Origin of the sequence: Arcicella rosea (assembly GCF_014204325.1) — a bacterium.
GTDB lineage: Bacteria > Bacteroidota > Bacteroidia > Cytophagales > Spirosomataceae > Arcicella > Arcicella rosea_A.
In genome coordinates, this window is the sequence record NZ_JACHKT010000001.1 from 292,479 (window position 1) to 315,136 (window position 22,658).

18 protein-coding genes are annotated in these 22,658 nt (G+C 35.3%); 15 read left to right on the top strand and 3 right to left on the bottom strand.

Annotated features, from left to right (window positions below; translation table 11 throughout):
* Positions 1 to 109: 109 nt before the first annotated feature.
* The 9 genes from HNP25_RS01340 to HNP25_RS01380 all read left to right on the top strand — a co-directional run bounded on the left by HNP25_RS01340 (position 110) and on the right by HNP25_RS01380 (position 8,916).
* Positions 110 to 2,617, top strand: coding sequence for a TonB-dependent receptor plug domain-containing protein (locus HNP25_RS01340; protein WP_184129013.1), 2,508 nt, complete (start codon positions 110 to 112; stop codon positions 2,615 to 2,617).
* A 116-nt stretch (positions 2,618 to 2,733) separates the two neighbouring features.
* Entirely contained in the window at positions 2,734 to 3,093 is a 360-nt protein-coding gene (locus HNP25_RS01345) for a hypothetical protein (RefSeq protein WP_184129016.1), read from the top strand.
* A 150-nt stretch (positions 3,094 to 3,243) separates the two neighbouring features.
* Positions 3,244 to 4,281: a F0F1 ATP synthase subunit A gene (gene atpB, locus HNP25_RS01350; RefSeq protein ID WP_229202753.1), complete on the top strand. Its 1,038-nt coding sequence runs from the start codon at positions 3,244 to 3,246 to the stop codon at positions 4,279 to 4,281.
* A 47-nt stretch (positions 4,282 to 4,328) separates the two neighbouring features.
* Positions 4,329 to 4,574, top strand: a complete 246-nt coding sequence (gene atpE / locus HNP25_RS01355) for an ATP synthase F0 subunit C (RefSeq protein WP_184129022.1) — start codon at positions 4,329 to 4,331, stop codon at positions 4,572 to 4,574.
* 221 nt (positions 4,575 to 4,795) lie between these two features.
* Positions 4,796 to 5,290, top strand: coding sequence for a F0F1 ATP synthase subunit B (gene atpF, locus HNP25_RS01360; protein WP_184129025.1), 495 nt, complete (start codon positions 4,796 to 4,798; stop codon positions 5,288 to 5,290).
* A gap of 81 nt (positions 5,291 to 5,371) precedes the next feature.
* Positions 5,372 to 5,908 (top strand): ATP synthase F1 subunit delta, encoded by a 537-nt coding sequence (gene atpH / locus HNP25_RS01365; RefSeq protein WP_184129055.1) that lies wholly within the window; start codon positions 5,372 to 5,374, stop codon positions 5,906 to 5,908.
* Positions 5,909 to 6,022: 114 nt separating this feature from the next.
* Complete coding sequence (locus tag HNP25_RS01370; RefSeq protein ID WP_184129058.1) at positions 6,023 to 7,096, top strand: CHC2 zinc finger domain-containing protein; 1,074 nt, start codon at positions 6,023 to 6,025, stop codon at positions 7,094 to 7,096.
* A 275-nt stretch (positions 7,097 to 7,371) separates the two neighbouring features.
* Positions 7,372 to 8,325: a hypothetical protein gene (locus tag HNP25_RS01375; protein WP_184129061.1), complete on the top strand. Its 954-nt coding sequence runs from the start codon at positions 7,372 to 7,374 to the stop codon at positions 8,323 to 8,325.
* 54 nt (positions 8,326 to 8,379) lie between these two features.
* Positions 8,380 to 8,916, top strand: coding sequence for a methyltransferase domain-containing protein (locus HNP25_RS01380; RefSeq protein WP_184129064.1), 537 nt, complete (start codon positions 8,380 to 8,382; stop codon positions 8,914 to 8,916).
* 61 nt (positions 8,917 to 8,977) lie between these two features.
* On the opposite strand, the gene HNP25_RS01385 is transcribed toward HNP25_RS01380, so the two are convergent.
* Both HNP25_RS01385 and HNP25_RS01390 read right to left on the bottom strand, forming a co-directional pair.
* The gene (locus tag HNP25_RS01385; RefSeq protein ID WP_229202754.1) at positions 8,978 to 10,960 is read right to left on the bottom strand and encodes a c-type cytochrome; all 1,983 of its coding nucleotides are present in this window, start codon (positions 10,958 to 10,960) and stop codon (positions 8,978 to 8,980) included.
* A 41-nt stretch (positions 10,961 to 11,001) separates the two neighbouring features.
* Positions 11,002 to 12,831: a 3-keto-alpha-glucoside-1,2-lyase-like domain-containing protein gene (locus tag HNP25_RS01390; RefSeq protein ID WP_184129067.1), complete on the bottom strand. Its 1,830-nt coding sequence runs from the start codon at positions 12,829 to 12,831 to the stop codon at positions 11,002 to 11,004.
* A 149-nt stretch (positions 12,832 to 12,980) separates the two neighbouring features.
* Between HNP25_RS01390 and HNP25_RS01395 the strand changes: the two genes are divergently transcribed.
* The gene (locus tag HNP25_RS01395; RefSeq protein WP_184129070.1) at positions 12,981 to 13,469 is read left to right on the top strand and encodes a gamma carbonic anhydrase family protein; all 489 of its coding nucleotides are present in this window, start codon (positions 12,981 to 12,983) and stop codon (positions 13,467 to 13,469) included.
* Positions 13,470 to 13,863: 394 nt separating this feature from the next.
* On the opposite strand, the gene HNP25_RS01400 is transcribed toward HNP25_RS01395, so the two are convergent.
* Positions 13,864 to 14,490 (bottom strand): uridine kinase family protein, encoded by a 627-nt coding sequence (locus HNP25_RS01400; RefSeq protein ID WP_184129073.1) that lies wholly within the window; start codon positions 14,488 to 14,490, stop codon positions 13,864 to 13,866.
* 468 nt (positions 14,491 to 14,958) lie between these two features.
* Between HNP25_RS01400 and HNP25_RS01405 the strand changes: the two genes are divergently transcribed.
* The 5 genes from HNP25_RS01405 (at position 14,959) to gyrB (ending at position 22,537) form a co-directional block, all read left to right on the top strand.
* Positions 14,959 to 16,062 (top strand): Mrp/NBP35 family ATP-binding protein, encoded by a 1,104-nt coding sequence (locus HNP25_RS01405; RefSeq protein WP_184129075.1) that lies wholly within the window; start codon positions 14,959 to 14,961, stop codon positions 16,060 to 16,062.
* Between the two features lie 75 nt (positions 16,063 to 16,137).
* The gene (locus tag HNP25_RS01410) at positions 16,138 to 16,389 is read left to right on the top strand and encodes a NifU family protein (protein ID WP_184129078.1); all 252 of its coding nucleotides are present in this window, start codon (positions 16,138 to 16,140) and stop codon (positions 16,387 to 16,389) included.
* Between the two features lie 259 nt (positions 16,390 to 16,648).
* Complete coding sequence (locus tag HNP25_RS01415) at positions 16,649 to 18,445, top strand: D-alanine--D-alanine ligase (RefSeq protein ID WP_184129081.1); 1,797 nt, start codon at positions 16,649 to 16,651, stop codon at positions 18,443 to 18,445.
* A gap of 212 nt (positions 18,446 to 18,657) precedes the next feature.
* Positions 18,658 to 20,223, top strand: coding sequence for a bifunctional phosphoribosylaminoimidazolecarboxamide formyltransferase/IMP cyclohydrolase (purH, locus tag HNP25_RS01420; RefSeq protein ID WP_184129084.1), 1,566 nt, complete (start codon positions 18,658 to 18,660; stop codon positions 20,221 to 20,223).
* A gap of 346 nt (positions 20,224 to 20,569) precedes the next feature.
* Positions 20,570 to 22,537: a DNA topoisomerase (ATP-hydrolyzing) subunit B gene (gene gyrB / locus HNP25_RS01425; RefSeq protein WP_184129087.1), complete on the top strand. Its 1,968-nt coding sequence runs from the start codon at positions 20,570 to 20,572 to the stop codon at positions 22,535 to 22,537.
* Positions 22,538 to 22,658 lie beyond the last annotated feature (121 nt).

The following is a 22,658-nucleotide window of genomic DNA, read 5'->3' on the forward strand; positions in this document are numbered from 1 at the left end:
TTATTTAACTATTAAATCACTCCATCTATCACAAAATAATTGCGTTTGTAAACTCCAAATTGCATATTTGGAATGTTTTAACGATAAAAAACTTAAACCACCTAAACGTATGAATCGAAAACTATTTACCTTATTGAGTTTAATCCTAATTACTACTTCTGCTTTTACTTTTACTGATGATGGTAGCGATTTTATTGAAAAATTGGTCGCTAAATTTGAAAAATACCATCACGAAAATCCACAAGAAAAAGTCTATTTGCATCTCGACAAGCCTTACTATATGGCTGGAGAAACCATTTGGTTCAAAGGTTATTTATTCGATGCTACTTATCATAGAATAGATTCTGTAAGTAGGGTACTTTATGTCGATTTGATTGACGAAGCAAAAGGAAAAATTATTATCCAACGTACTTTAAAATGCGATGGTTCAACTTTTGGGGATATTGCACTTCCTGATTCATTAGAAGAAGGGAGTTATCAAATCAGAGCTTATACCAGTTATATGCGAAATTTCTCGGAAGAGTTCTTTTTTAGACAGGAAGTAAAAATTTGGCAAGGATCTACCCAAAATCGTCTCACTGAAAGTAATGCCAACAAATTATCGGAAGTAGCAGATTTTCAGTTTTTTCCAGAGGGAGGAAACCTCGTTATGGGTATTTCCTCAAAAGTAGGCTTTAAGGCTGTTAATATTGCAGGAAAAGGGGTAGAAAGTGAAGGTTTTGTATTGAGTAGTACCAAAGACACCGTCACTGCATTTAATTCTGAACATTTGGGAATGGGATATTTCAATTTTGTTCCTGAAAATTCAGATACTTATACCGCTTATATTAAACAAAAAGATGGTTCGTTAAAGCCTTTCCCTTTGCCAAAAGTATATGAACAAGGCTATACAATGGCAATTGATAACCTTTCTAATAAAGAAAAAATCAAAGTTTTTATTTCTAATAGTGCGCCCATTCCTGCTGAAAAAGCCAAAGAAGTGGTGATTATTGCTCAACAAAAAGGACAAATTTGTTTTGTGGCAAGAGGTTCTGAGAAACTGAAATCATTCGGAATCACTATTCCCAAAGATAGAATTCCAGATGATGGAATTGTTCAAATTACGATGTTTGATTCAAAAGGTGAGCCCGTATGCGAACGCATCGCTTTTGTGAATAAAAACAAGCAGATAAATCTGAAAATCAGTCCAGACAAAGCAACTTATAAAAGCAGAGAAAAAGTAACGCTCAATATAGAAGCGACTGATAAAGAGGGAAAACCTGTTAAAGGAGATTTCTCAGTGGCTGTAACCGATGGCAATCAAGTAATTCCTAATGCTTTTCAAGAAAATTTATTGACTTATTTACTCTTGAGTTCAGACATTGCCGAGAAAAAATCTAACGAATATTATTCAAGTATTAGAGGTACCATTGAACAACCAGCTTATTATTTTGAATCGAATAATGAAAATGCAACACGACATTTGGATATTTTGATGTTGACACAAGGTTGGAGAAGATTTATTTGGAAAAATATTATTGAAGATAGAAAACCCAATTTTCAGCATATCTTAGAAACAGGCTTGAATGTTACAGGAAAAGCTTTACGTCCGAATGGAAAACCAGCCAATAATGTAAGCCTTACTTTAATGCTAAAAAGCGAAAAAGATTCACCACAAATTCTGATGAGTAATGCTGATTCATTAGGGAATTATGCTTTTTATGGAGTAGATTTTAATGATAGCACAGAAGTTTTTATTCAAGGAATGAAAGAAAAGGGGAGTAAAAACCTTCAAGTATCTATTGATGCACAGAAAAATGCACCTAAAGTACAAATCATTAAAACCCCTTTTAATCCAATGGAATTTGATGCTAGAGAGTTAGCAGATTTCCTAAAAAAAGCAAAAGATGCTGTTGAGCTTGAAAAGAAATTGAAGCTTAATAAAGTTCAGATGTTGGATGAAGTAGTGGTGAAAGCTAAAAAAGAAACACAGGATTCTCGTAAAATTTATGGAAGAGCCAGTAATACTTTAAAAGTTGATGATAGATTATGTGCTGGAGCTACCAATGTTTTACAAATGTTGCAAGGTAGAGTGCCAGGAGTACAAGTTTCGTCAGATGGAAGTGGTGGATATAAAGTATTAATCAGAGGAATAAGTTCGATTAGTTTAAGCAGTGACCCATTAGTTGTTTTAGACGGAATGCCTGCTTCTATAGATATTTTAACAGGAATTAACCCTTGTGACGTAGAACAAATTGATGTATTAAAAGGAGCTGACGCTAGTATTTTTGGCTCAAGAGCATCGAATGGTGTAATTTCAGTACTTACCAAAAGAGGCGGACCAAACTATGATTATTCAAAAGACCCTGCGATGGGCGTATCAATACAAAAACGGTTGGGTTATAATGTTCCAAGAGAATTTTATGCACCCAAATATGATGTAGATAAACCAGAACATGTTCGTCCAGATTTTCGTTCAACGCTTCATTGGGCACCAAATGTTCAAACAGATTCTACAGGAAAAGCAACAGTAACCTATTGGAATACAGATGCTAAAACCAATATTAATATTGTGGCAGAAGGCGTTGCTTATAATGGAGGAATCGGAGTTGCTAAAAATACGTATCAAGTAAAGTAAGATATTTTACTTTTTGAGATAGAAAAAGCTAATCAATATATTTGTTGATTAGCTTTTTTTATGATTCTCCTTTTCTGAAAGTTAGTCTTTCCCTACCTTTGCAAAAATTATTGATTATGCTCAGAATTATTATCCTGACGATTGGCTTAGGTTTGATATTTTATTTTTCTCCTCAAATAGGACTTTCCCAATATCTCCACGAGTATAAATGGATTATTTTGGCTTTCTTTTTTGCGGTTTCTTACCTGAATCATTTACTTGCCCAATTAGGTTTTGCTAACAATCGTGAAAACTTTGTGCAGTTCTATTTAGGAGGGATTGTAACACGATTAATTCTAAGTCTGATTTTCGTAGGAGTAATTGCTTACATGGGTACAAAAGACATCTATATCTTTATTACCAATTTTTTTGTACTCTATTTATGTTATACAGGGTTTGAAATTTACGGATTGTATCGTAACTTGCGACACTTTTAGAGGTCAATCAATTACTTTTATTTATAAAGTATTGATTATCACCAACCAAGAGTAAAGATTATTATTAAGAATATTCAAAAAACAACCATATACTTCCAAGAAGCCGTGATGAAGAAAGTGTATTTTTCAAATATTTTAGCTTTTTTATTTTTGTTCTCTTCAGTAACTTTTGCTCAGCATGAGCACAGTGCTGATACAACAGCTACCCCTACAACTGAAACTACCACAGAAGCTGTAGAAGGCAAGCATGAAGAAAGTCATGGCGAAGCAAAATTTGAGCCGGGCAAACTTATCCTTGAACACATTGGTGATGAACATGAATGGCACTTTGCTACGATTGGACATTCGCATGTTTCAATTTCTTTGCCTTGTATCGTTTATACTAAAGATGGATTAAAAGTATTCTCTTCAAGTAAATTCAAAAACGAACACCATGAAGCTGTTTCTTATGAAGGTTTAAAGTTAGATCATCATCACATTGTAGCTGAAGATGGTTCTGCGGTTTATGATTTTTCTATCACTAAAAACGTAGCGTCATTATTACTAAGTGCTGTTCTTTTATTGACCATTTTCTTATCAGTAGCGAAAGGTTACAAGGAGCGTGAAGGAAAAGCACCTAAAGGTTTACAATCTTTGTTAGAACCAATCATCATTTTTGTTCGTGATGAAATCGCAAAAAATAACATTGGCGAAAAACACTACAGACGTTTTACTCCGTACTTATTAACATTGTTTTTCTTTATCTGGATTAACAACCTTTTAGGTTTATTACCGGGTGGAGCAAACTTAACAGGTAACATCGCAGTAACGTTAGTGTTGGCTGTAATTGCTTTCTTTGTAACTAACCTTAATGGTAGAAGTACTTATTGGGGACATATTTTTGCAATGCCAGGTGTACCGAAATGGTTATTGATTTTATTAACGCCAGTAGAGGTTATCGGTTTGTTCATGAAACCTTTCTCATTAATGGTTCGTCTTTTTGCTAACATCAGTGCAGGACACATCATTTTATTGAGCTTAATTTCATTAATTTTTATCTTTGAAAGTATCGCAATTAGTCCAATTATCGTTGGTTTCTCAATTTTCATGAACCTTATCGAATTATTGGTAGCTTTATTGCAAGCATATATTTTCACCATGTTGACATCAACTTATATTGGTTCAGCCGTTGAAGAGCATCATCATTAATATTCAAACGTTTTTCAAATTAATTTAACAAATAAACAATTACAATTATGTCACTTTTGTCAATCTTAGGAGAAGTTTCTTTAGGTTTAGGTCTTGCTGGTTTAGGTGCTGGTGTAGCAGCTATCGGTGCTGGTTTAGGTATTGGTCGTATCGGTGGTTCTGCAATGGAAGCTATCGCTCGTCAACCTGAAGCTTCTGGAAAAATCCAAGGTGCTATGTTGATCGTTGCAGCATTCGTTGAAGCCGTAGCTCTTTTCGCAGCGGTAATCTGTTTGTTGGTAACGTTGAAGTAATTCAAAACCAACTGATTCGATTTTATCCCCGAAAAAACTAGTTTCTCGGTAATGAAACTGAATCAAAGCAACATTTGAAAATCAGCAAGTAAAGCATTAGGCTATTGCTGATTTTCATCTCAAAAAAACTCAAATGTAGCTAAATCACTCATAACAGTATTTAAGCCTACATTTTTAGAAAGCATTCATAGAAATTTTCACATACAAAATCACAGACAACGATGGATTTAATTACCCCTGGTCTTGGTCTAATAGTTTGGCAATTAGTAATTTTTGGTCTTTTGTTTTTCTTGTTATCAAAATTTGCTTGGAAACCAATCATGGCATCTTTACAAGAAAGAGAACAATCAATTGAAGATGCTCTTTCTTTAGCAGCAAAAACTCGCCAAGAAATGGCTGAATTGAAAGCTGGTAACGAGAAATTAATCGCCGAAGCACGTGCTGAACGTGACAGAGTGTTAAAAGAAGCAAAAGAAGCTAGTGAAGCAATGATTACACAAGCAAAATCAGAAGCGCAAAAAGCTGGTGCCGAAGAAATTGAAAAAGCTCGTGCTGCATTCAACCAAGAGAAAGTAGCTGCTGTTGCGTCATTAAGAAAAGAAGCTGCTTCTTTATCTTTAGAAATTGCAGAAAAAGTATTACGTAATCAATTAGCTGACCGTGCAGCGCAAGAGGCGTTAGTAACGAGCTTATTGGCTGATGCTAAATTAAACTAATATCATTATTGATATTAAGATTTGAATAAAGAATGACGATACTTAGGTATCTAAATTCAACATCAAAAATCCAAAATCGAAATGTCCCAGCAAACCGTTGCGTTCAGATATGCCAAATCTTTACTTGGTTTGGCGATAGAAAAAGGCGTTGAAGCTCAGGTATATGAAGATATGAAACTCTTCAACCAAGTTTGCGACGAAAATCATCAGTTTTTTTTACTGTTGAAAAGCCCTATCGTTTCTCATTACCATAAATTGACGATTCTTAGAAATATCTTCAAAGGTAAAGTAGATGATTCAACGATGGCTATTTTTGAAATCATTACTCAAAAAAACCGTGAAGCTGTATTGCCACTTATTGCTGAAGATTATTTAGTGCAATACGAATTGCATAAAGGTATTCAAAAAGCTTATGTTACTACAGCTACTCCTTTGACTGCCTCTCAAAAAGCTGAATTTCAGCAAATTGTTGCAGAAAATACAGGTAAAACAGTAGAAGTAGTTGAGAAAATTGACGCTGACTTAATTGGGGGATATATCCTTCAAGTTAACGACCGTCAGATTGATACTACTGTAAAAGCAAGACTTAACGAATTGAAAATGAAATTTAATAACTAAATTTCATTGAAAATCATCTAATAAAACCCGTTAGAATCTATCGTTCTTGCGGGTTTTTGTGTTTAGCTTCGGATGGTTTTGACGTAATATCGGATAATTTTAAATCATTACGATATGAATATTTTAGACGAACTCAATCAAGTATCAATTCTTCAAGTAGCAGAAGATTTGGGATTGGACGTGAAAAGGCAACGAATGATTTGTCCATTTCATGAAGATGATACCCCTTCGCTTGTACTTTATCCACATACTAATAGTTTTTATTGCTTTGGCTGTGCTAAAACGGGTAATGCTATCAGTTTGTACTCGGAAATTAAAAAAATGGATATAAAATCTACCATTCAAGAAATGGCAGTAGAATATATTCCAGGTTTTCAACAGTCTAAAAAATTCGCTAAGAAAAAACTACCAACAAGTAATTTATTTGATGTTGCCGCCATCAGAAGAATACAAGAGAGAGAAAAACCTACAGAAGAAATTCACTCTCAGATTTATGAAGCCTTTCGTAATTTTTGTTTGCAACAGCAATCCAACGAATTATCACAATCAGCACTTGCTTATTTAAAACAACGTGGTTTTACGGATAAAACCATTAAAGATTTTAATCTGTTCGTCATTAAAGATTATACCGAAGTAACATGGTATTTAAAACAGCATTTTTCTACTTTAGATTTACAGGAATCAGGTTTATACAATCAGCAAAATAACCTGATTTTTTACGCCCATTCATTGATTATTCCTTATTATCGTGAAGGAAGAATTGTGTATTTACAAGGACGTGTCATTGGAAAACCCAGCGAAGGCACAAATCGTTATTGCTTTTTGAACAATCAGCCATTAACGCTTTTTAATGTTGATGCTTTGAAGAAAACCAAAACAGACGAAACCGTTTATGTAACTGAAGGAGCTTTTGACTGTATGCGTTTGGTACAAGAAGGAAAAACAGCCGTAAGTTTAGGAACAGCCAATATTTTTAAAAAGGAATGGGCAAAGCTTTTCAAAAGAGTAAATGTGGTTTTTTATTTAGATAACGATAAGGCTGGACACAAAGCAGCCGAGGAATTAGAGAAAATATTCACTCATTTCAATATCTCAAGTACTCGGAAAAACCTTCCAGAGAACTACAAAGATGTTAATGATTATTATACAGGAAAATTAGGAAGTAACGAGCAGCTGGGAATGTTTTGATAAGTTTTTTTCTTCTTTTTGCTTTACAAGCAAAGACAGAATCTATTAAAATGATGATTTTTTATTAGGTAAATCAGGATAAAAAACTCGAAATAATAAGAGAGATTTAAGTATATATTTAACGATAAAGTACTCAAATAATTGAAATTTAAGGCTTTTTGATTTGAACTTTACAGATAAAAATTTCTCTAATCCAGTCGGAATTACTAAATTCGGAAACTCAATGAAATTATTAGGTTAGCCATTGACTAGTGCTTGCCAAAATTAACTTATTTATGGAAGAAACATCGCAAAGCAGTGGTTTTTGGAAAGTATTAACTGGTTTTTTAGCTATAATAGTCGGAATTCTTGTCTATTTGTTATTTAATGCTAACAGTTTTAAGAAATCTCAAGAAGAAGTTATTCGTCAAAAAATTCAAGCTTTATCTTCAACAAGTATTCGTTTAGATTCAATCGGGATTCAATTAGATGCTAAAATTGCTCAAATAAAGTCATTAGGAGGGAAAGTTGAAGATTTGGAAGCGACAAAAAAGCAATTAGAAAATGATAGAATGCTGATGAGAAGAGCTAATACATTTTCAGTAGCTCAATATGAAGAGAGAATCAAAGAATATGTAAGTATTTTAGTTAAAAAAGATTCAGAGATTGCCAAATTCAAGAAAGAAAATACCAAATTAGTTGAAAAAAATAAAAGTCTTGTCTCAGAAAATGTGTCATTAAGCAGTGAAAATATTCTGCTTAAAATGGTAAAACAAGGATTGAGTGATTCCCTAGAAGTTTATGCAAAAAGAAATCAAGCACTCACTGCAACAGTAAATTTAGCATCTTCTTTACAAGCACAATTAGTGAAAGTAAATGCTATTTCTAGTAGAAATAAAGAACGAAGTAACGGAGTTTACAGAGTATCAAAAATTGAAAAGATTAAAATTATTTTTCAATTGCAGCCTAATTTGATTGCGAAACAAAATGTAAAATCGGTTTTTGTAAGAGTATTAGACCCAGACGGTGCAGTAATGTTCGATACAAATGCGGGCTCTGGAAATTTTGAGTTAGCAGGAAAAGAAACTACTTATACTGTTAAAAAAGATATTCTTTATCAAAATATCGGACAAGCCGTTGAAATGATTTATGCAAGAGGCGGAGCGACAAAATATAGAATTGGTCATTATATCGTAGAAATTTTTTGCGAAGGATATAAGATTGGTTCAGGTAGTTTTGATGTTAAATAATCTGATAACAACTTAATAAAACAACATAGCCCTTTCTTTTGAAAGGGCTTTTTTATGGAAAAGTCACTCAAAACATACGATTTTAAAAGTAATGAAACCATTGCCTCTGTCGGTGCTTCTGGTGGAGTTTGGGAAATTTACTTTGCTTCACAAGTGGATGGATTAACATTTTATCTGCAAGATATTAATGAAGCATTATGTAATGAGGAAGAAATTAAGGAAGGCATTTTGTTCTATGAAAAATTCTTAGGAAAGTCAATTCAAGGAAAATTTATCCCAGTTATTGGTACAGAAAAAAACACAAATCTACCCGAAAATACTTTTGATAAAGTATTGATTATTAATAGCTTTCATGAGTTTCTATTTCCCAATGCAATCTTGAATGATTGTAAATCAATACTGAAAAAAGGAGGAATACTTTTTATCGAAGAACAATTAGCAAGGTACGCTGGAGAAATTCATGAAGGATGTTTAAAACCGCTTTATTTAGAAAGTGAATTGATAGCTTTTGCAGAAAGCTGTGGTTTTGTCCTTCAAAGAATTGTTGATAAAGGAAATGAAGTAAAGATTTTTTGTTTTGGAAAAGCTTGAGTCTAAAAGCAAAAAGGCGATTCCGTTTAACAGAATCGCCTTTTTATGTTTAAACTATAGCTTACTTCTTACTTAAAGAACTAATCCAAGTAGCAATTTTCTTCACATCACCTTTTGGTAAATGTGCCATTGGTGGCATCGGAGTAGCGAATTCTGGCCAGTTAGAAGGCTTTGGTTCATAAATCAAGGCTTCAATTTGAGCCACTGTATATTTACGTTTAGCAATTTCTTGATACGAAGGACCAACTGCACGTTCGTTTACTTTATGACAAGCCAAACAAGTACTTTTGCTTAATAATTTCATTGCCTCAGCATCTGAAATCACGCTTGATGTCATTTTTGCTTTCGCTTTTTCACCAGCTGCTGTTGGCATTGCTTCTTTCATTTGATTGTCTGGCGTATTTACTTTTGCACCAGCATCAATGCGTTCACGTTGAGCACGAGTTTTTGGCGTTACTAAAGTGATATTTGCCTTAGCACCTTGTGGAATACTGTTTAAAGTGTAATATGCCGAACCATGTAATACATTTAAACGAGAATTTGCAGAAAGTACGCCTTCTGGTTTAATGTCATGAATATAACCTTCACGTAAATTATCAACAACGATACGTACTTTTAAACCGTCTTCACTAGCTTTTGCACCTCTTACAGCATTGTCTTTTCTATCAACAATTGGGCTACCATATACTGGATGATACTTGTATGTATAGCTAGAAACATCATAATTATTTACATTTTCAGCCGTCTTTTTATCAACTGGCAAAGTAAATTCAATTTCAAAACCATCTGGCATTGCTCTAACGGCTTTCATTTCGAAAGGCATTTTTCCAGAGAATACTAATCTTTCTAAACCGAAAGCTTCTTTCCCTGTAGAACCCCAACCACGATTTGTTCCACCTACAAACATTGCTTTGTCTGTTCCCCAAGCCATTCTTAGTACGCCTGAACGGAAACCGCTTCTGAAATCAAAAGAAGCACCTTGGAATTTACCGTTTACTTTTTCTAAGAATACTCTGGCAATTTTAGACATCCCTTCGTCACCAACAAAAACTTGACCTGCAAAAGGACCAAAACCACCTTGTGTTTCATCTTGAATGATTTCAGAAGTTGAAACGCCTAATACTCCATGAGGCAACCATACTGCTGGCGATTTAATGCCCATGTTTGGATACGTAGTTTTGCCCATTTCGTAAATCGTAGTCATTGGTTCATTTTTTACGTATTCTGGTTTTACTTTCGGGTTGTCTCTTGGGTCAACCTTTGAATAAATCATATCAGCACGCATTTTCACAGGAGAGTCTGGACGGTCTGCCCAAGCCAATGAAGCTGGATGACCCATGAAATCTCCTTTTTCTACTTGTGAAATAAAACCAGAACCCATCCAGTCACCTTGGTTATCTCCGTAGAAGAATTCTCCGTCAATCATACCAATTCCGCAAGGAGAACGCATACCCGCTGCAAATGGAGTCATTTTTCCATCTTCGGTAATTTTCATTGTCCAACCTCTCCAAGGCACAAAAGATTTTCCAGCCCACCAGTCAGAATTTCCAAATCCTACGTTTCCTGTTACATAAAAAGAACCATCTGAACCGATTTTAGGACCAAAAGAGTACTCATGGTAATGTCCAGAAATTGGCCAAGAATAAACTGTTTCATAGCGGTCAGCTTTGCCGTCGCCATTTTTATCAACCAATTTGGTTAATTCACCTCTTTGTGCACAATACAGATTACCGTTTTTGTATGCAAGTCCTAAAATTTCGTGCAGACCGCTTGCAAATTTGCGGAATACTGGAGCACTAGAATTTGGGTTTTCGATGATATAAACATCTCCACGACGAGTAGAAGCAGCCAAATCACCATTCGGTAAAGTAACTAAACCACCAACTTCTAAAACGATTCCTTCTGGAATTGGAAGTTTGGCAATTTTATAATAATCGTTTTCGGTAGGAGTATCCTGTGCGAAAGCTCCAGTAGTCATTGCCAATGCCAAACCGATTTTGGTAATTGAATGGCTAAATGACTGGCTTATATTTTTGATATTCATTTGATTTTTCAGATTTAAAACCTCATTGTTTTGAGGGATTTTTACCACATTACAGAATATTGTACTTTGTCTTTTACTGGAACAAGTAAGATGGTATTGTCTCCAGATTTTTCAATCGTAGCAGCACTTGATACTTTGATGAAATAGTTTTTTCCATCTACTTCATACAAATCGTCAGTCAATTTTGTAATGCTTTTTCCAACTGCCAAACGGCAAAGCAAAGCAGTATTTGCTTCTGGATTTTTAAGCGTTAAAGTACGAGAAAGGTATTTTCCGTCGATTACTCTCACTTGATCTTCTACTTCTGTACCATAAATCTGATAACGGAAAGTTGGTAAATTATCAGCATCAACATCGTAACCTAAGGTACGGAAGTTAGCATTACTTGCCACAGCATCAGTCAATGAAGTTTTGGTTTCTCCTGATACAATTAAAGGAACATCACCAAGATTCAAGATTGGACCTCTTGGACGAGAAGAACCATCGCCACGGTCATCCCACATAGGTGAAGTATTCAAGAAATCTCCTTTCCAGATTTGTGCAATTGAACCATTATCTAAATCATAAGTATAGTGCAATTTGGCAGGATTTCCCACATTGATGGCATGAACGATACGTTTTGGCTTTTTACCATCTTTATAAATATCCGAGAACGAACGAAGTAAAGTAGATTCTGGAGCATCCAATAATATTGGGTCTGAAGGAGTACCCGCTAATACTGAACCTAAAGTATGGAAAGGAACGGCTCTGAAGTTAGGGCCTTGAACTTCCATCCCAAGAATTGGCGAAACCCAACCATCAGTTTTATAAATCGTGATTTCAACGGGAACATTTCCTGCTGGTAAATCCATTGAAGCAGTACGTTTGTCACGTGAAGTTGTCCACTCGTCAGCAAGTAATTCTTTACCATTTACGTTCACATAATATTTACCACCCGCTTGAAAAGTAAAAGTATGTTTACCCGCTTCAGGTACTTTTAAAGTAGCATTGAAGATTTGAGCGAAATCGTTGGTTTTAGTGCCAACTTCCCAAGTAAGTTTATCTAATTTACCTGTAACATCAGGTTTTTTGCTCAAGAAATCTTTAGGCTCTCTGAAATTACCATAAAACACTTTGTAAGAAATGTCTGAAAGTTCAGCAGGTTTTCCACCTAAATTTGAAAGCTTAAAATTGCGGAAAGCCACTGGGCCGTGGTCTCCCTGAATCATAAATGGCCCTGTTGGTGCTTCTGTTTCAGAAATTGGGCCACCTGTTGGACCAGTCAATTCAACATTCTCTTGAATGATATACCCATTCAATTTAATAGAAAGTACTTTAGCATTAGCAATTTTTTTGCCAGAAGCATCGAAACGTGGTGCTTGGAATGAAATATCCATGTGTTGCCAAAGACCTGGAGCAAGGCAAGCATTTAATCTTGGAGCATGTCCTTCAAAAAGAATTTCTTTTCCATTTTCATAACGACGACGTTTGTAAATACCGCCGCAGTCGCCCGTTGCAGGATTTTTTACGCCCCAGCTATCTAATAACTGAATTTCGTATCTTCCCATCAAGTAAAAACCTGAATTAGAATGTACTGCCATCATAAAATCGAAAGAGACATCTACATCAGCAAATTCTGCAACTGACTGTAAATTAGCACGATTTTGAGGATTTGGTAAATTGGCAAGGACACCCTTTCCTGTTGCCAAAGTCATTGTTTCAGGTTTAGTGATGTCTGCTGTTACGTCACTAGCGATTTGCCAGTTTGTTTTGTCAGATGTTTTCCAAAAAGACATATCGTCTAAGGAAACACTTTGCTGGGCATTTACAAGCATTGGTAAACACAATGCAGAAACAAGCCAAGCTTTCTTCATAATTTGTAAATTGGACATTTTTATTGGGATAATATTTTTAAAAACGAGCTTAAATATAGCACTCAAAAACTATACTATTATCCTTTGTTGAAGAGATTTTCAATTTACTTGTACCCATTGTATCCCATTTGCGTAACTTTGTTTCAACGATATTAATTGAATTTTTCATGGAAAATAAACTATTTATAGCTCCAAATGCTTCAGTAATGGGAAACGTAAGCTTTGGTAAAGATGTATCTGTTTGGTACGGAGCTGTTATCAGAGCTGATGTAGAGAAAATTAGCATTGGCGACCGTAGTAATATCCAAGATACTGCTGTTTTGCATGCAGACCCTAATGACCCAACGGTTATTGGAAACGATGTAACAGTAGGGCATGGGGCAATTGTTCACGGTGCAACCATTGGGGATTCTTCTCTGATTGGTATGCGTGCAACTGTTTTGAATAAAGCCATCATTGGGAAATATTGTATTATTGGGGCAAATGCTTTAGTGTCTGAAGGAATGCAAATTCCAGATTATTCTTTGGTGGTTGGCGTTCCTGCTAAAATCATCCGACAAATTTCACTAGAACAAGCAGAAAAACTTACCTTGAGTGCCCTGCATTATGTAGAAATGGCAAAGAGACATCAAGCTGGCGAGTTTCCTTTGATTTAGTAGAAAATTTGAATTTTTTCATTACTGCTGAACTTAATTCCAAACCTAAAGAAAAAGATAGTTTGTAATATCTCATCGAAGATCAAAAGTATGTCTCGTGAGTCACAAAATCAGTCATCGAAGACCAAAAATATGTCTCGTGAATCACAAAATCAGTCATCGAAGACCAAAAATATGTCTCGTGAATCACAAAATTAGTCATCGAAGACCAAAAATGTGTCTCGTGAGTCACAAAATCAGTCATCGAAGACCAAAAATGTGTCTCGTGAGTCACAAAATATCTCATCGAAGACTTAAAACATGTCTCGTGAGTCACAAAATATCTCATCCATCAAATAAAAAAATGGCTAATGATTTTTCATGTCATTAGCCATTTTAACCTCTTAAAGAGAGTCTATATTTTACTTCTTAAATATCCTACTAAAATTTCAAGTCCTTTTTCGAAGTGAATATTGTTAGGAATCACAATATCTGATGTTTTACGATAAGGTTTTACGTATTTTTTGAAAGCAGGTTCAACGTGGTTATCCCAGCGATACAATACTTCTTCTTTTTCGCCATAACCTCTTTCTTGTGCATCTCTTTTGATACGTCTGTCGAGTCTGATTTTACTTTTAGCATCCACAAAGATTTTTAAATCTAATAAATCTGCAATTTCTTTAAAGTAAAAAACGAATAATCCTTCAACAACAATGATGGGCTTAGGCTGGAAGGTGATTATTTCTGGAACAATATCAGGATTGTTGAAAGTATATTCTTTTCGTTGGAAAGCTTCTCCTGAACGAATCGTTTCAACATCCAAAGCATACTGGTGTAAGTCTAACGATTCGGGTTCATCGAAATTAATATAACCATGTTTGTCGATAACTTGCTCGTGTCTGTTTTTATAATAATTATCTTGCGAAATCAAACAAATTTCATCTTTTGAAAAAGAATGAAGTAATTGATTGAGAAATAATGTTTTGCCCGAAGCACTGCCTCCGGTGATGCCTACGATAAATGGTCGTTGGTCTGGTCTCATAAAATGATTAAAGTCGTTGAAAAATTTTCACAAAGGTCGGAAAAGATTGTTACAACTTGTATTTTAATACTGACTCTTTTCTTGTTCCATCTCAGAAAGAATGCTTTTTGCCAGCTTTAAATGTATTTTGAATGGATGCTTTTTCAAGTTTTAAAAAAGGTTTTTATAGAAAATGCTATAGTCTGAATCTTCGGAAGTTTACTATTTTTCAGAAAATAAACAAAAATTATAGTCATTGTTAATAAATGACTATTCATCAAAGTGCCTTAGTTAACAGGCTAAAAAAACTTTTTACGGAAATTGCTTGAGCTTAAAATTACCTTTTTTAATTTCTCGACTCCCAAATCGAAACTTTGAGCTTATCTTTGTCGTTCAATTTTATTAGAAGTGTTTAGTATGATTAATAAAGGTTTTTTCAAATAAAAACTATTCAAATTTTTGAAAAAGCGCAACCTTTAACACATAAAAATGGGCGATTTAAAAATAAAAAAAGAAGACATCATCAGAGCCTTGTCAACAGTACAAGAACCAGATTTGAAAAAAGATTTGGTGACGCTCAACATGATTAAAGACATTGAATTAGGCGTTGGTGAAGTTCGTTTTACGGTAGTACTTACCACTCCAGCTTGTCCATTAAAAGAAAGAATTCGCAAAGAGTGCGAAGAAGCAATTCATACGCATGTTGACGAAAACCTAAGTGTTGTAATTGATATGACGGCAGATGTTACTTCTTCAAGAATGGGAACAACACTTTTGCCTAATGTAAAAAATATTATAGCCATTGCTTCGGGTAAAGGTGGTGTTGGGAAGTCAACAGTAACTGCTAATTTAGCAATGGCACTGAAGCTTTCAGGGGCTAAAGTTGGTATTATTGATGCTGATATTTCTGGACCTTCTATTCCAGTAATGTTTGGTGCAGAGGATATGCAACCTTTAGTAAGCCAAATTGATGGCAAAAACATGATTCAACCTATCATGCAATACGGCATCAAAATGATTTCAATGGGTTTTCTTGCTCCACAAGATAATCCAGTGCCGTGGAGAGGTCCAATGGCAACACAAGCTTTACGTCAGTTTTTTAGCGATACTCATTGGGGCGAATTAGATTATTTATTGATTGATTTACCGCCTGGTACTTCAGATATTCACCTTTCTTTGGTGCAATTAGTACCAGTAACGGGTGCGGTAATCGTAACAACGCCACAAAAAGTGGCTTTGGCAGATGCAACAAAAGGATTAATGTTCTTCCGTCAGCCACAAATCAATGTGCCAGTTTTAGGAGTTATTGAAAACATGGCATATTTCACGCCAGAAGAATTACCTGATAATAAATATTATATTTTCGGGAAAGATGGCGGAAAGAATTTAGCCATTAAATATGAAACTGATTTATTAGGAGAAATTCCTTTGGTACAAAGTATCAGAGAAGCAGGTGATGAAGGAAAACCTGCGGTAATGAGCGATAGCATAATTGCTACTGCTTTCAAGAAATCAGCTGAATTGTTGGCTCAACAAGTTGCCATTAGAAACGCAACAAAAGAAAAGACCAAGCCAGTACAAGTAAAAGTGTAGTTTTTTCTAGTATATTTGAGAGAAATATTACCATTAAAACGCAATAAAGAATCCTTTATCAGCGTGATACATTTTATGGAAACAACCGTTGAATATCCTTTACAGGAAAAAATAGAAAAAGCCTTAGATAAAATTCGTCCATATTTAGTAGCCGACGGAGGAAATGTAAGAGTACTTGAGATTGTAGATGGTAACATCCTTCGCCTCGAATTGGTGGGTGCTTGTAGTGCATGTTCGATGTCTGCAATGACTTTCCGTGGAGGAATTGAGGAAACCATTCTTCGTGAAGTACCCGAAATTATTAAAGTAGAAGCCGTAAATATGTAATTCAATATGAATTAGTCATAAATCAAAAACCCTTGTAGCGTAATTCTACAAGGGTTTTTTCTTAACTTTGCTAGTGTTAGAGGCTGTCGGAATTCGGTCGTCGGCTTTAGGCTTTCAGTCTTTTTTATAGAGACATTCTTATTAATTATAAATGACTGATAATTAGGATGCTGTACTAATCACTATTTACCAATTACGCTTAACTAACTTTTACCCGTTTTTATTTCATCCATTCAACATCGAAAAATCAATCCCTTTTATGAAAATAGGCATCTTCTTTGGCGGGCCTGCTCGTGAGCGTGAAATCAGTTTTGCTGGTGGCAAAACCGCAATGGAAAATATTGATAAAACCTTGTTTGAACCGATTCCTGTTTTTGTGGATGGTTTGGGCAATTTTATTATTTTAAATCCTGAGTTAGTTTATTCGGCTTCCATTCGTGATTTTTATCCTCCAAAATCATATCAAGGCGATTACAGTATTTATGTTGAGTCTTTGGGAGAATTGTCTGAAGAAGAATTAAATAAAATCATTGCAGAAGTAGGCGAACGCATTACGCCAGAGCAATTTTCAAAGAAATTTGATTTTATATTTATCGCCATGCACGGCCCAGCTTGCGAAGACGGAAGTATTCAAGGTTTGTTGGAGTGGTACGGTGTGCCATATTCTGGACCAAGTTTGATGGGTTCTTCTATCGGAATTGATAAAATTGCACAAAACGATTTAATTCGTTTGGCAGTTGGTTTAGATAAAAAAACAACCAGTATTAGTCGTGAATATTTTGAAAGTAAAGATGCTAACGAACTTTTTGAAGAAGTAAAAGCCTCAGTTGGTTTACCTTTCGTGGTAAAAGCTCCGCATCAAGGTTCATCAATTGGTGTGGCTTTTGTGAAGAAAGATTCGGTGGATGATTTTGTAAAAGCCGTAAAGCAATGTTTCTTTATCAGAGAAGTATCTTTGGAAGAATGGAACAGTGTTGAGCATCAGGAATTTGGACAAAGAATGGCAAATTTGGATGAAGGAATCGGTTTGCCAGTCTCGATGAATGGTGAAGTAGTGTATCATCCTGCTGAATTGTTAGCAAAAATTTCAGCTCATTTTGGAACATCTAAAGAAAACGTAGCCTTAATTTCGATGAATTCGGAAGATGCCGTTTTGATTGAAGGTTTTGTAAAAGGACAAGAATTTAGCTGTGGTGTTATCCAAAATCCAGATTGCGAATCTGTTGCTTTGCCTCCGACCGAAATTGTAGCCAATGTTGAAGTATTTGATTTCAAAGCAAAATATCAATCGTCGGCTACTCGCAAGAAAATCCCAATTAGAACTTCTTTAGAAAATAATCAACAAGTACAAGCGGATGTGAAAAAAGCATTCGATTCCTTAAAATTTGGGGTTTGTACTCGTATCGACGGTTTTGTTACGCCAGAAGGAAAAGTACTTTTACACGATCCAAACACCATTCCAGGAATGTCTCCGACTTCTATCATTTTTAAACAAATGGCAGAAATTGGCTTGAATGTAACGGATTCTATCACGTACTTTATTCGTCAGTCGATTCGTGAAAGAATGCGTACAGGCAAAAATACTTTCAAGTTTCAGCAATTATTAAGCAAATTGGATGCTGCCATTGCAAAAAGAATCGAAGAACTTGACGACCGCCAAAAAGTAGCCGTTATTTTCGGTGGTTTTTCGGCAGAAGAACAAGAAGAAAGTTTTGTAAAAGCCCGAAAAGTATATGCTACCTTGTCGGCTTCTACGGAGTTTTATCCAGTACCCGTTTTTGTAACAGGCGAAAATCATTTGAAAGAAGAACTGTACTTGTTGCCAACTAATTTGATGTTCAAGGAATTTGCCGAAGACATTGTTGCTGTTTTAGATGGTTCAATTCACCCTTTGATTGTCGAAACCAGAATCAATGCAGAAAAAATCACGCTACATTACACAGGAAAAAAAGTAGGAACAGTAGAAAAAATCACTCGTGAAAAATTGCTTGAAATTGTAGATTTAACGTCAATTTGTACAAACGACATTGCTTTAGATTTACCAGTTTATCTTTGATAAATAACTTTCCCAATTTATCCAAAAGCCAGTGAAAACGATTTTCACTGGCTTTTGGACTTTTTGAAAGAAATTAATCTATAAATAATCACTGTATTCTGATAATTTTCGTTGAAAATACTATGAAAAATACAAAAACTATTAATTTTGCATCTTCTTTTGAATAATCTTTGAGTTTTAGGTAAATTTTTACTGCTCAGAATCCCAAAATCATGTCTTCCAAAAAAATACAATCAGCTCTTATTTCGGTTTATTACAAAGACGGACTCGCTCCGATTGTCGAATTACTTCATCAAAATGGCGTAAAATTATACTCGACAGGTGGTACGCAAACTTTTATTGAAGAATTAGGCATTCCTGTTACGGCAGTTGAAGACCTTACAAGTTATCCTTCTATTTTCGGAGGAAGAGTAAAAACACTTCATCCAAAAGTTTTCGGTGGTATTCTTTATCGCCGTGACCATGAAGGCGATGTAGCTACGGCAGCACAGTACGAAATTCCTTCAATTGATTTAGTGATTGTTGATTTATATCCTTTCGAGGAAACTGTTGCGAGTGGTGCATCTGAAGATGATATTATTGAAAAAATTGACATTGGCGGTATTTCATTAATTCGTGGTGCAGCGAAAAACTTCAACGACGTATTGATAGTTTCGTCACGCACACAATATGCTGAAGTACTTTCTATTTTACAAGAAAAAAATGGTGCTACTGATTTATTAGACCGCAAGCGTTTTGCAAGATTAGCCTTTGAAACGTCTTCAAATTATGATAGTGCCATTCAGTGGTATTTTATGACTGCACTTGACGGAGTATCTAAAGAACCTTTAGCTGGTTTAACGTATGATGCTGATAAAAAATTGACTTATGACCACTCAAAGGTTGTCACGCTTCGTTATGGCGAAAACCCACATCAAACAGCTCGATTCTATGGTGATTTAGAGGCAATGTTTGATAAATTACACGGAAAAGAATTGTCATACAACAACCTTGTGGACGTTGACGCTTGTATTACTTTGTTGGATGAATTCCAAGAAACTTCATTCGTTATCATCAAACATACCAACGCTTGCGGTGTAGCTTCTGCTGAAACTGTTCACCAAGCGTATTTGAATGCTTTTGCTTGTGATACAATTTCTGCATTTGGTGGCGTTTTGGCAACCAATGGAACGGTTGATAAAGCTGCGGCAGAAGAAATGAATACTTTGTTCTTTGAAATTTTAATTGCTCCAGACTTCACAGAAGAAGCTTTGACGGTATTAAAATCTAAGAAAAACCGTATTTTATTAAAAAGAAATGCAGTAGAAGTATCAAAAACAATGTTCAAAACATTGTTGAATGGTGTATTGGAACAAGATAAAGATTTAGCGACTGAAACCGTAGCGGATTTCAAAACAGTAACGACTAAAGCTCCAACAGATTCAGAATTGCGTGCTTTAGAATTTGCGTTGAAAATCTGTAAACATACTAAATCAAACACGATTATTTTAGCGAAAGAAGGTCAGTTGTTGGCTTCTGGTGTTGGTCAGACTTCAAGAGTAGATGCTTTGAAACAAGCGATTGAAAAAGCAGCTGAATTTGGTTTTGATTTGCAAGGAGCTGTGATGGCTTCTGATGCTTTCTTCCCATTCCCTGACTGCGTAGAGATTGCACACAAAGCTGGAATTACTGCCGTAGTTCAGCCAGGAGGTTCAATCAAAGATAAAGATTCAGTAGCTTATTGCGATGCTAGCGATTTAGCAATGGTAATGACTGGCGTAAGACACTTTAAGCATTAAAAATCAGGAATTTAAAATGATTTTCTTAGAACCTCGCTCATGTTTTGAGTGAGGTTTTTTGTCTTATTTTGACAAGTAAAATGCAAGCTAAAATTTCATTTCATCAATTCTAAAAAAAAGCCCCATTTTTAGCTCGAATTATACGCAAAAAACCACAAACGTTAGATGATTTGATAGGTTTTTTGTATTTTTACTTTTTAATTGGAAATAAAGCAAATTGCGTAATTAAAAGACCACGTTACAAAAATCTTCAAAAAATATAAATGAAAATGGGAGAGAGGGTTTTGTCGTTTATATTGAAAAGATGAACGACATCAAAGGTCAACCTTCCAAAATCAAATAAAATATGTCAGAATTTCAAGAACCAGAAGAAAACAGTAGAGCAAATTATGATGCCGATAACATACAGGTCCTTGAGGGACTAGAGGCAGTAAGAAAACGTCCATCCATGTATATTGGAGATACGGGCTTTAAAGGTCTTCACCACTTAATTTGGGAAGTTGTTGATAACTCAATTGATGAGGCACTTGCGGGTCATTGTGATACGATTAAAGTAACCATCAATACCAATAATTCAATTACTGTTGAAGATAACGGTCGTGGTATTCCTACAGGAATGCACACAAAAGAGAAAAAATCTGCTTTAGAGGTTGTAATGACGGTGCTTCACGCTGGTGGTAAATTCGATAAAGACACTTACAAAGTATCAGGTGGTTTGCACGGTGTAGGGGTTTCTTGTGTGAATGCTCTTTCTACAGATTTGAAAGTTACTGTTTACCGTGAAGGAAAAGTATTTGAACAAGAGTATAAAATTGGTATTCCCCAATATGCTGTAAGAGAAATCGGAACAACTGAAAATCACGGAACAACCGTTACTTTCAAGCCAGACGAATCAATTTTTACGGTAACAGAATACAAATACGAAACCGTTGCAGGTCGTTTACGTGAACTTTCATTCTTGAATGCTGGTATCAAAATTAGTTTGACCGACCTTCGTGATTTAGATGAAAAAGGTGAGCCTAAATCTGATTTGTTCTTCTCAGAAGGTGGTTTAAGTGAATTTGTATTGTATTTGGATGCTAGTCGTGATAAAATCATTGAAGCTCCTATTTACATGGAAGGTGATAAAAACGGCGTTCCTGTTCAAGTAGCGATGATGTACAATACTTCATACACAGAAAATGTAGTGTCGTATGTAAACAATATCAATACAATTGAAGGTGGTACACACGTTGCTGGTTTCCGTGGAGCTTTGACTCGTACGTTGAAAAACTATGCTGATAAATCAGGTGCTTTAGATAAATTAAAAATTGATATTGTTGGGGATGACTTCCGTGAAGGTTTAACAGCGGTTATCTCTGTAAAAGTAGCAGAACCACAATTTGAAGGACAAACCAAAACCAAATTGGGTAATGGTGAAGTATCAGGTGCAGTTTCTGCAGCGATGTCTGATATGTTAGAATCTTGGTTGGAAGAACATCCAAAAGAAGCTCGTCAGATTGTTGCGAAAGTTGTATTGGCAGCTCAGGCTCGTCATGCAGCTCGTAAAGCTCGTGAAATGGTTCAGCGTAAAACCGTTTTAGGAGGAAACTCTTTACCGGGTAAACTAGCTGACTGTTCTGATAATGACCCACACGTTTGTGAATTATACTTAGTAGAAGGGGACTCAGCAGGTGGAACAGCAAAACAAGGTCGTAACCGTGCTTTCCAAGCGATTTTGCCATTAAGAGGTAAAATTTTGAACGTAGAAAAAGCACAAGAATATAAGATTTACGAAAGTGAAGAAATCAAAAATATGATTACTGCTTTGGGCGTAAGTTTTGGTAGAGATGGCGACGAAAGAGCCTTGAATGTTGAAAAATTACGTTACCATAAAGTAATTATCATGACGGATGCCGATGTCGATGGTTCTCACATCAGAACTTTGATTTTGACTTTCTTCTTCCGTTATATGAAAGATTTATTGGATAAAGGTTATATTTACATTGCTCAACCACCATTGTACCAAGTTAAAAAAGGACAACAAATGGAATATTGTTGGACTGAAACACAACGTGAGCAAGCTATCAAACGTATTGCTGGAAATGGAAAGGAAGATTCAGTAGGAGTACAACGTTACAAAGGTCTTGGAGAGATGAACGCTGAACAATTGTGGGAAACTACAATGAATCCAGCTACTCGTACTTTGAAACAAGTAACCATTGAATCTGCTGTTGAAGCTGACCATTTGTTCTCAATGTTGATGGGTGATGAAGTACCACCACGTCGTGAGTTTATTGAGAAAAATGCTAAATATGCAAAAATTGATGTGTAGTTAATATTAGTCATGATAAAATTTTAGGCTCAATCCTTAAATTAGGCTGATGACTTTTAATGTATATTTTTGTATTCAAAACATATAAGATATGCAAATACAACTACATAAGATTTTAGAT

Bases quoted from the DNA above. Each gene is read 5' to 3' on its own strand.
- atpH (WP_184129055.1), top strand. From the start codon at position 5,372: ATGTCCCAGCAAACCGTTGCGTTCAGATATGCCAAATCTTTACTTGGT.
- HNP25_RS01345 (WP_184129016.1), top strand. From the start codon at position 2,734: ATGCTCAGAATTATTATCCTGACGATTGGCTTAGGTTTGATATTTTAT.
- HNP25_RS01380 (WP_184129064.1), top strand. From the start codon at position 8,380: ATGGAAAAGTCACTCAAAACATACGATTTTAAAAGTAATGAAACCATT.
- HNP25_RS01385 (WP_229202754.1), bottom strand. From the start codon at position 10,960: ATGAATATCAAAAATATAAGCCAGTCATTTAGCCATTCAATTACCAAA.
- HNP25_RS01375 (WP_184129061.1), top strand. From the start codon at position 7,372: ATGGAAGAAACATCGCAAAGCAGTGGTTTTTGGAAAGTATTAACTGGT.
- gyrB (WP_184129087.1), top strand. From the start codon at position 20,570: ATGTCAGAATTTCAAGAACCAGAAGAAAACAGTAGAGCAAATTATGAT.
- HNP25_RS01340 (WP_184129013.1), top strand. From the start codon at position 110: ATGAATCGAAAACTATTTACCTTATTGAGTTTAATCCTAATTACTACT.
- HNP25_RS01410 (WP_184129078.1), top strand. From the start codon at position 16,138: ATGGAAACAACCGTTGAATATCCTTTACAGGAAAAAATAGAAAAAGCC.
- HNP25_RS01400 (WP_184129073.1), bottom strand. From the start codon at position 14,490: ATGAGACCAGACCAACGACCATTTATCGTAGGCATCACCGGAGGCAGT.
- atpF (WP_184129025.1), top strand. From the start codon at position 4,796: ATGGATTTAATTACCCCTGGTCTTGGTCTAATAGTTTGGCAATTAGTA.
- HNP25_RS01395 (WP_184129070.1), top strand. From the start codon at position 12,981: ATGGAAAATAAACTATTTATAGCTCCAAATGCTTCAGTAATGGGAAAC.
- HNP25_RS01405 (WP_184129075.1), top strand. From the start codon at position 14,959: ATGGGCGATTTAAAAATAAAAAAAGAAGACATCATCAGAGCCTTGTCA.
- atpE (WP_184129022.1), top strand. From the start codon at position 4,329: ATGTCACTTTTGTCAATCTTAGGAGAAGTTTCTTTAGGTTTAGGTCTT.
- HNP25_RS01370 (WP_184129058.1), top strand. From the start codon at position 6,023: ATGAATATTTTAGACGAACTCAATCAAGTATCAATTCTTCAAGTAGCA.
- purH (WP_184129084.1), top strand. From the start codon at position 18,658: ATGTCTTCCAAAAAAATACAATCAGCTCTTATTTCGGTTTATTACAAA.
- HNP25_RS01415 (WP_184129081.1), top strand. From the start codon at position 16,649: ATGAAAATAGGCATCTTCTTTGGCGGGCCTGCTCGTGAGCGTGAAATC.
- HNP25_RS01390 (WP_184129067.1), bottom strand. From the start codon at position 12,831: ATGTCCAATTTACAAATTATGAAGAAAGCTTGGCTTGTTTCTGCATTG.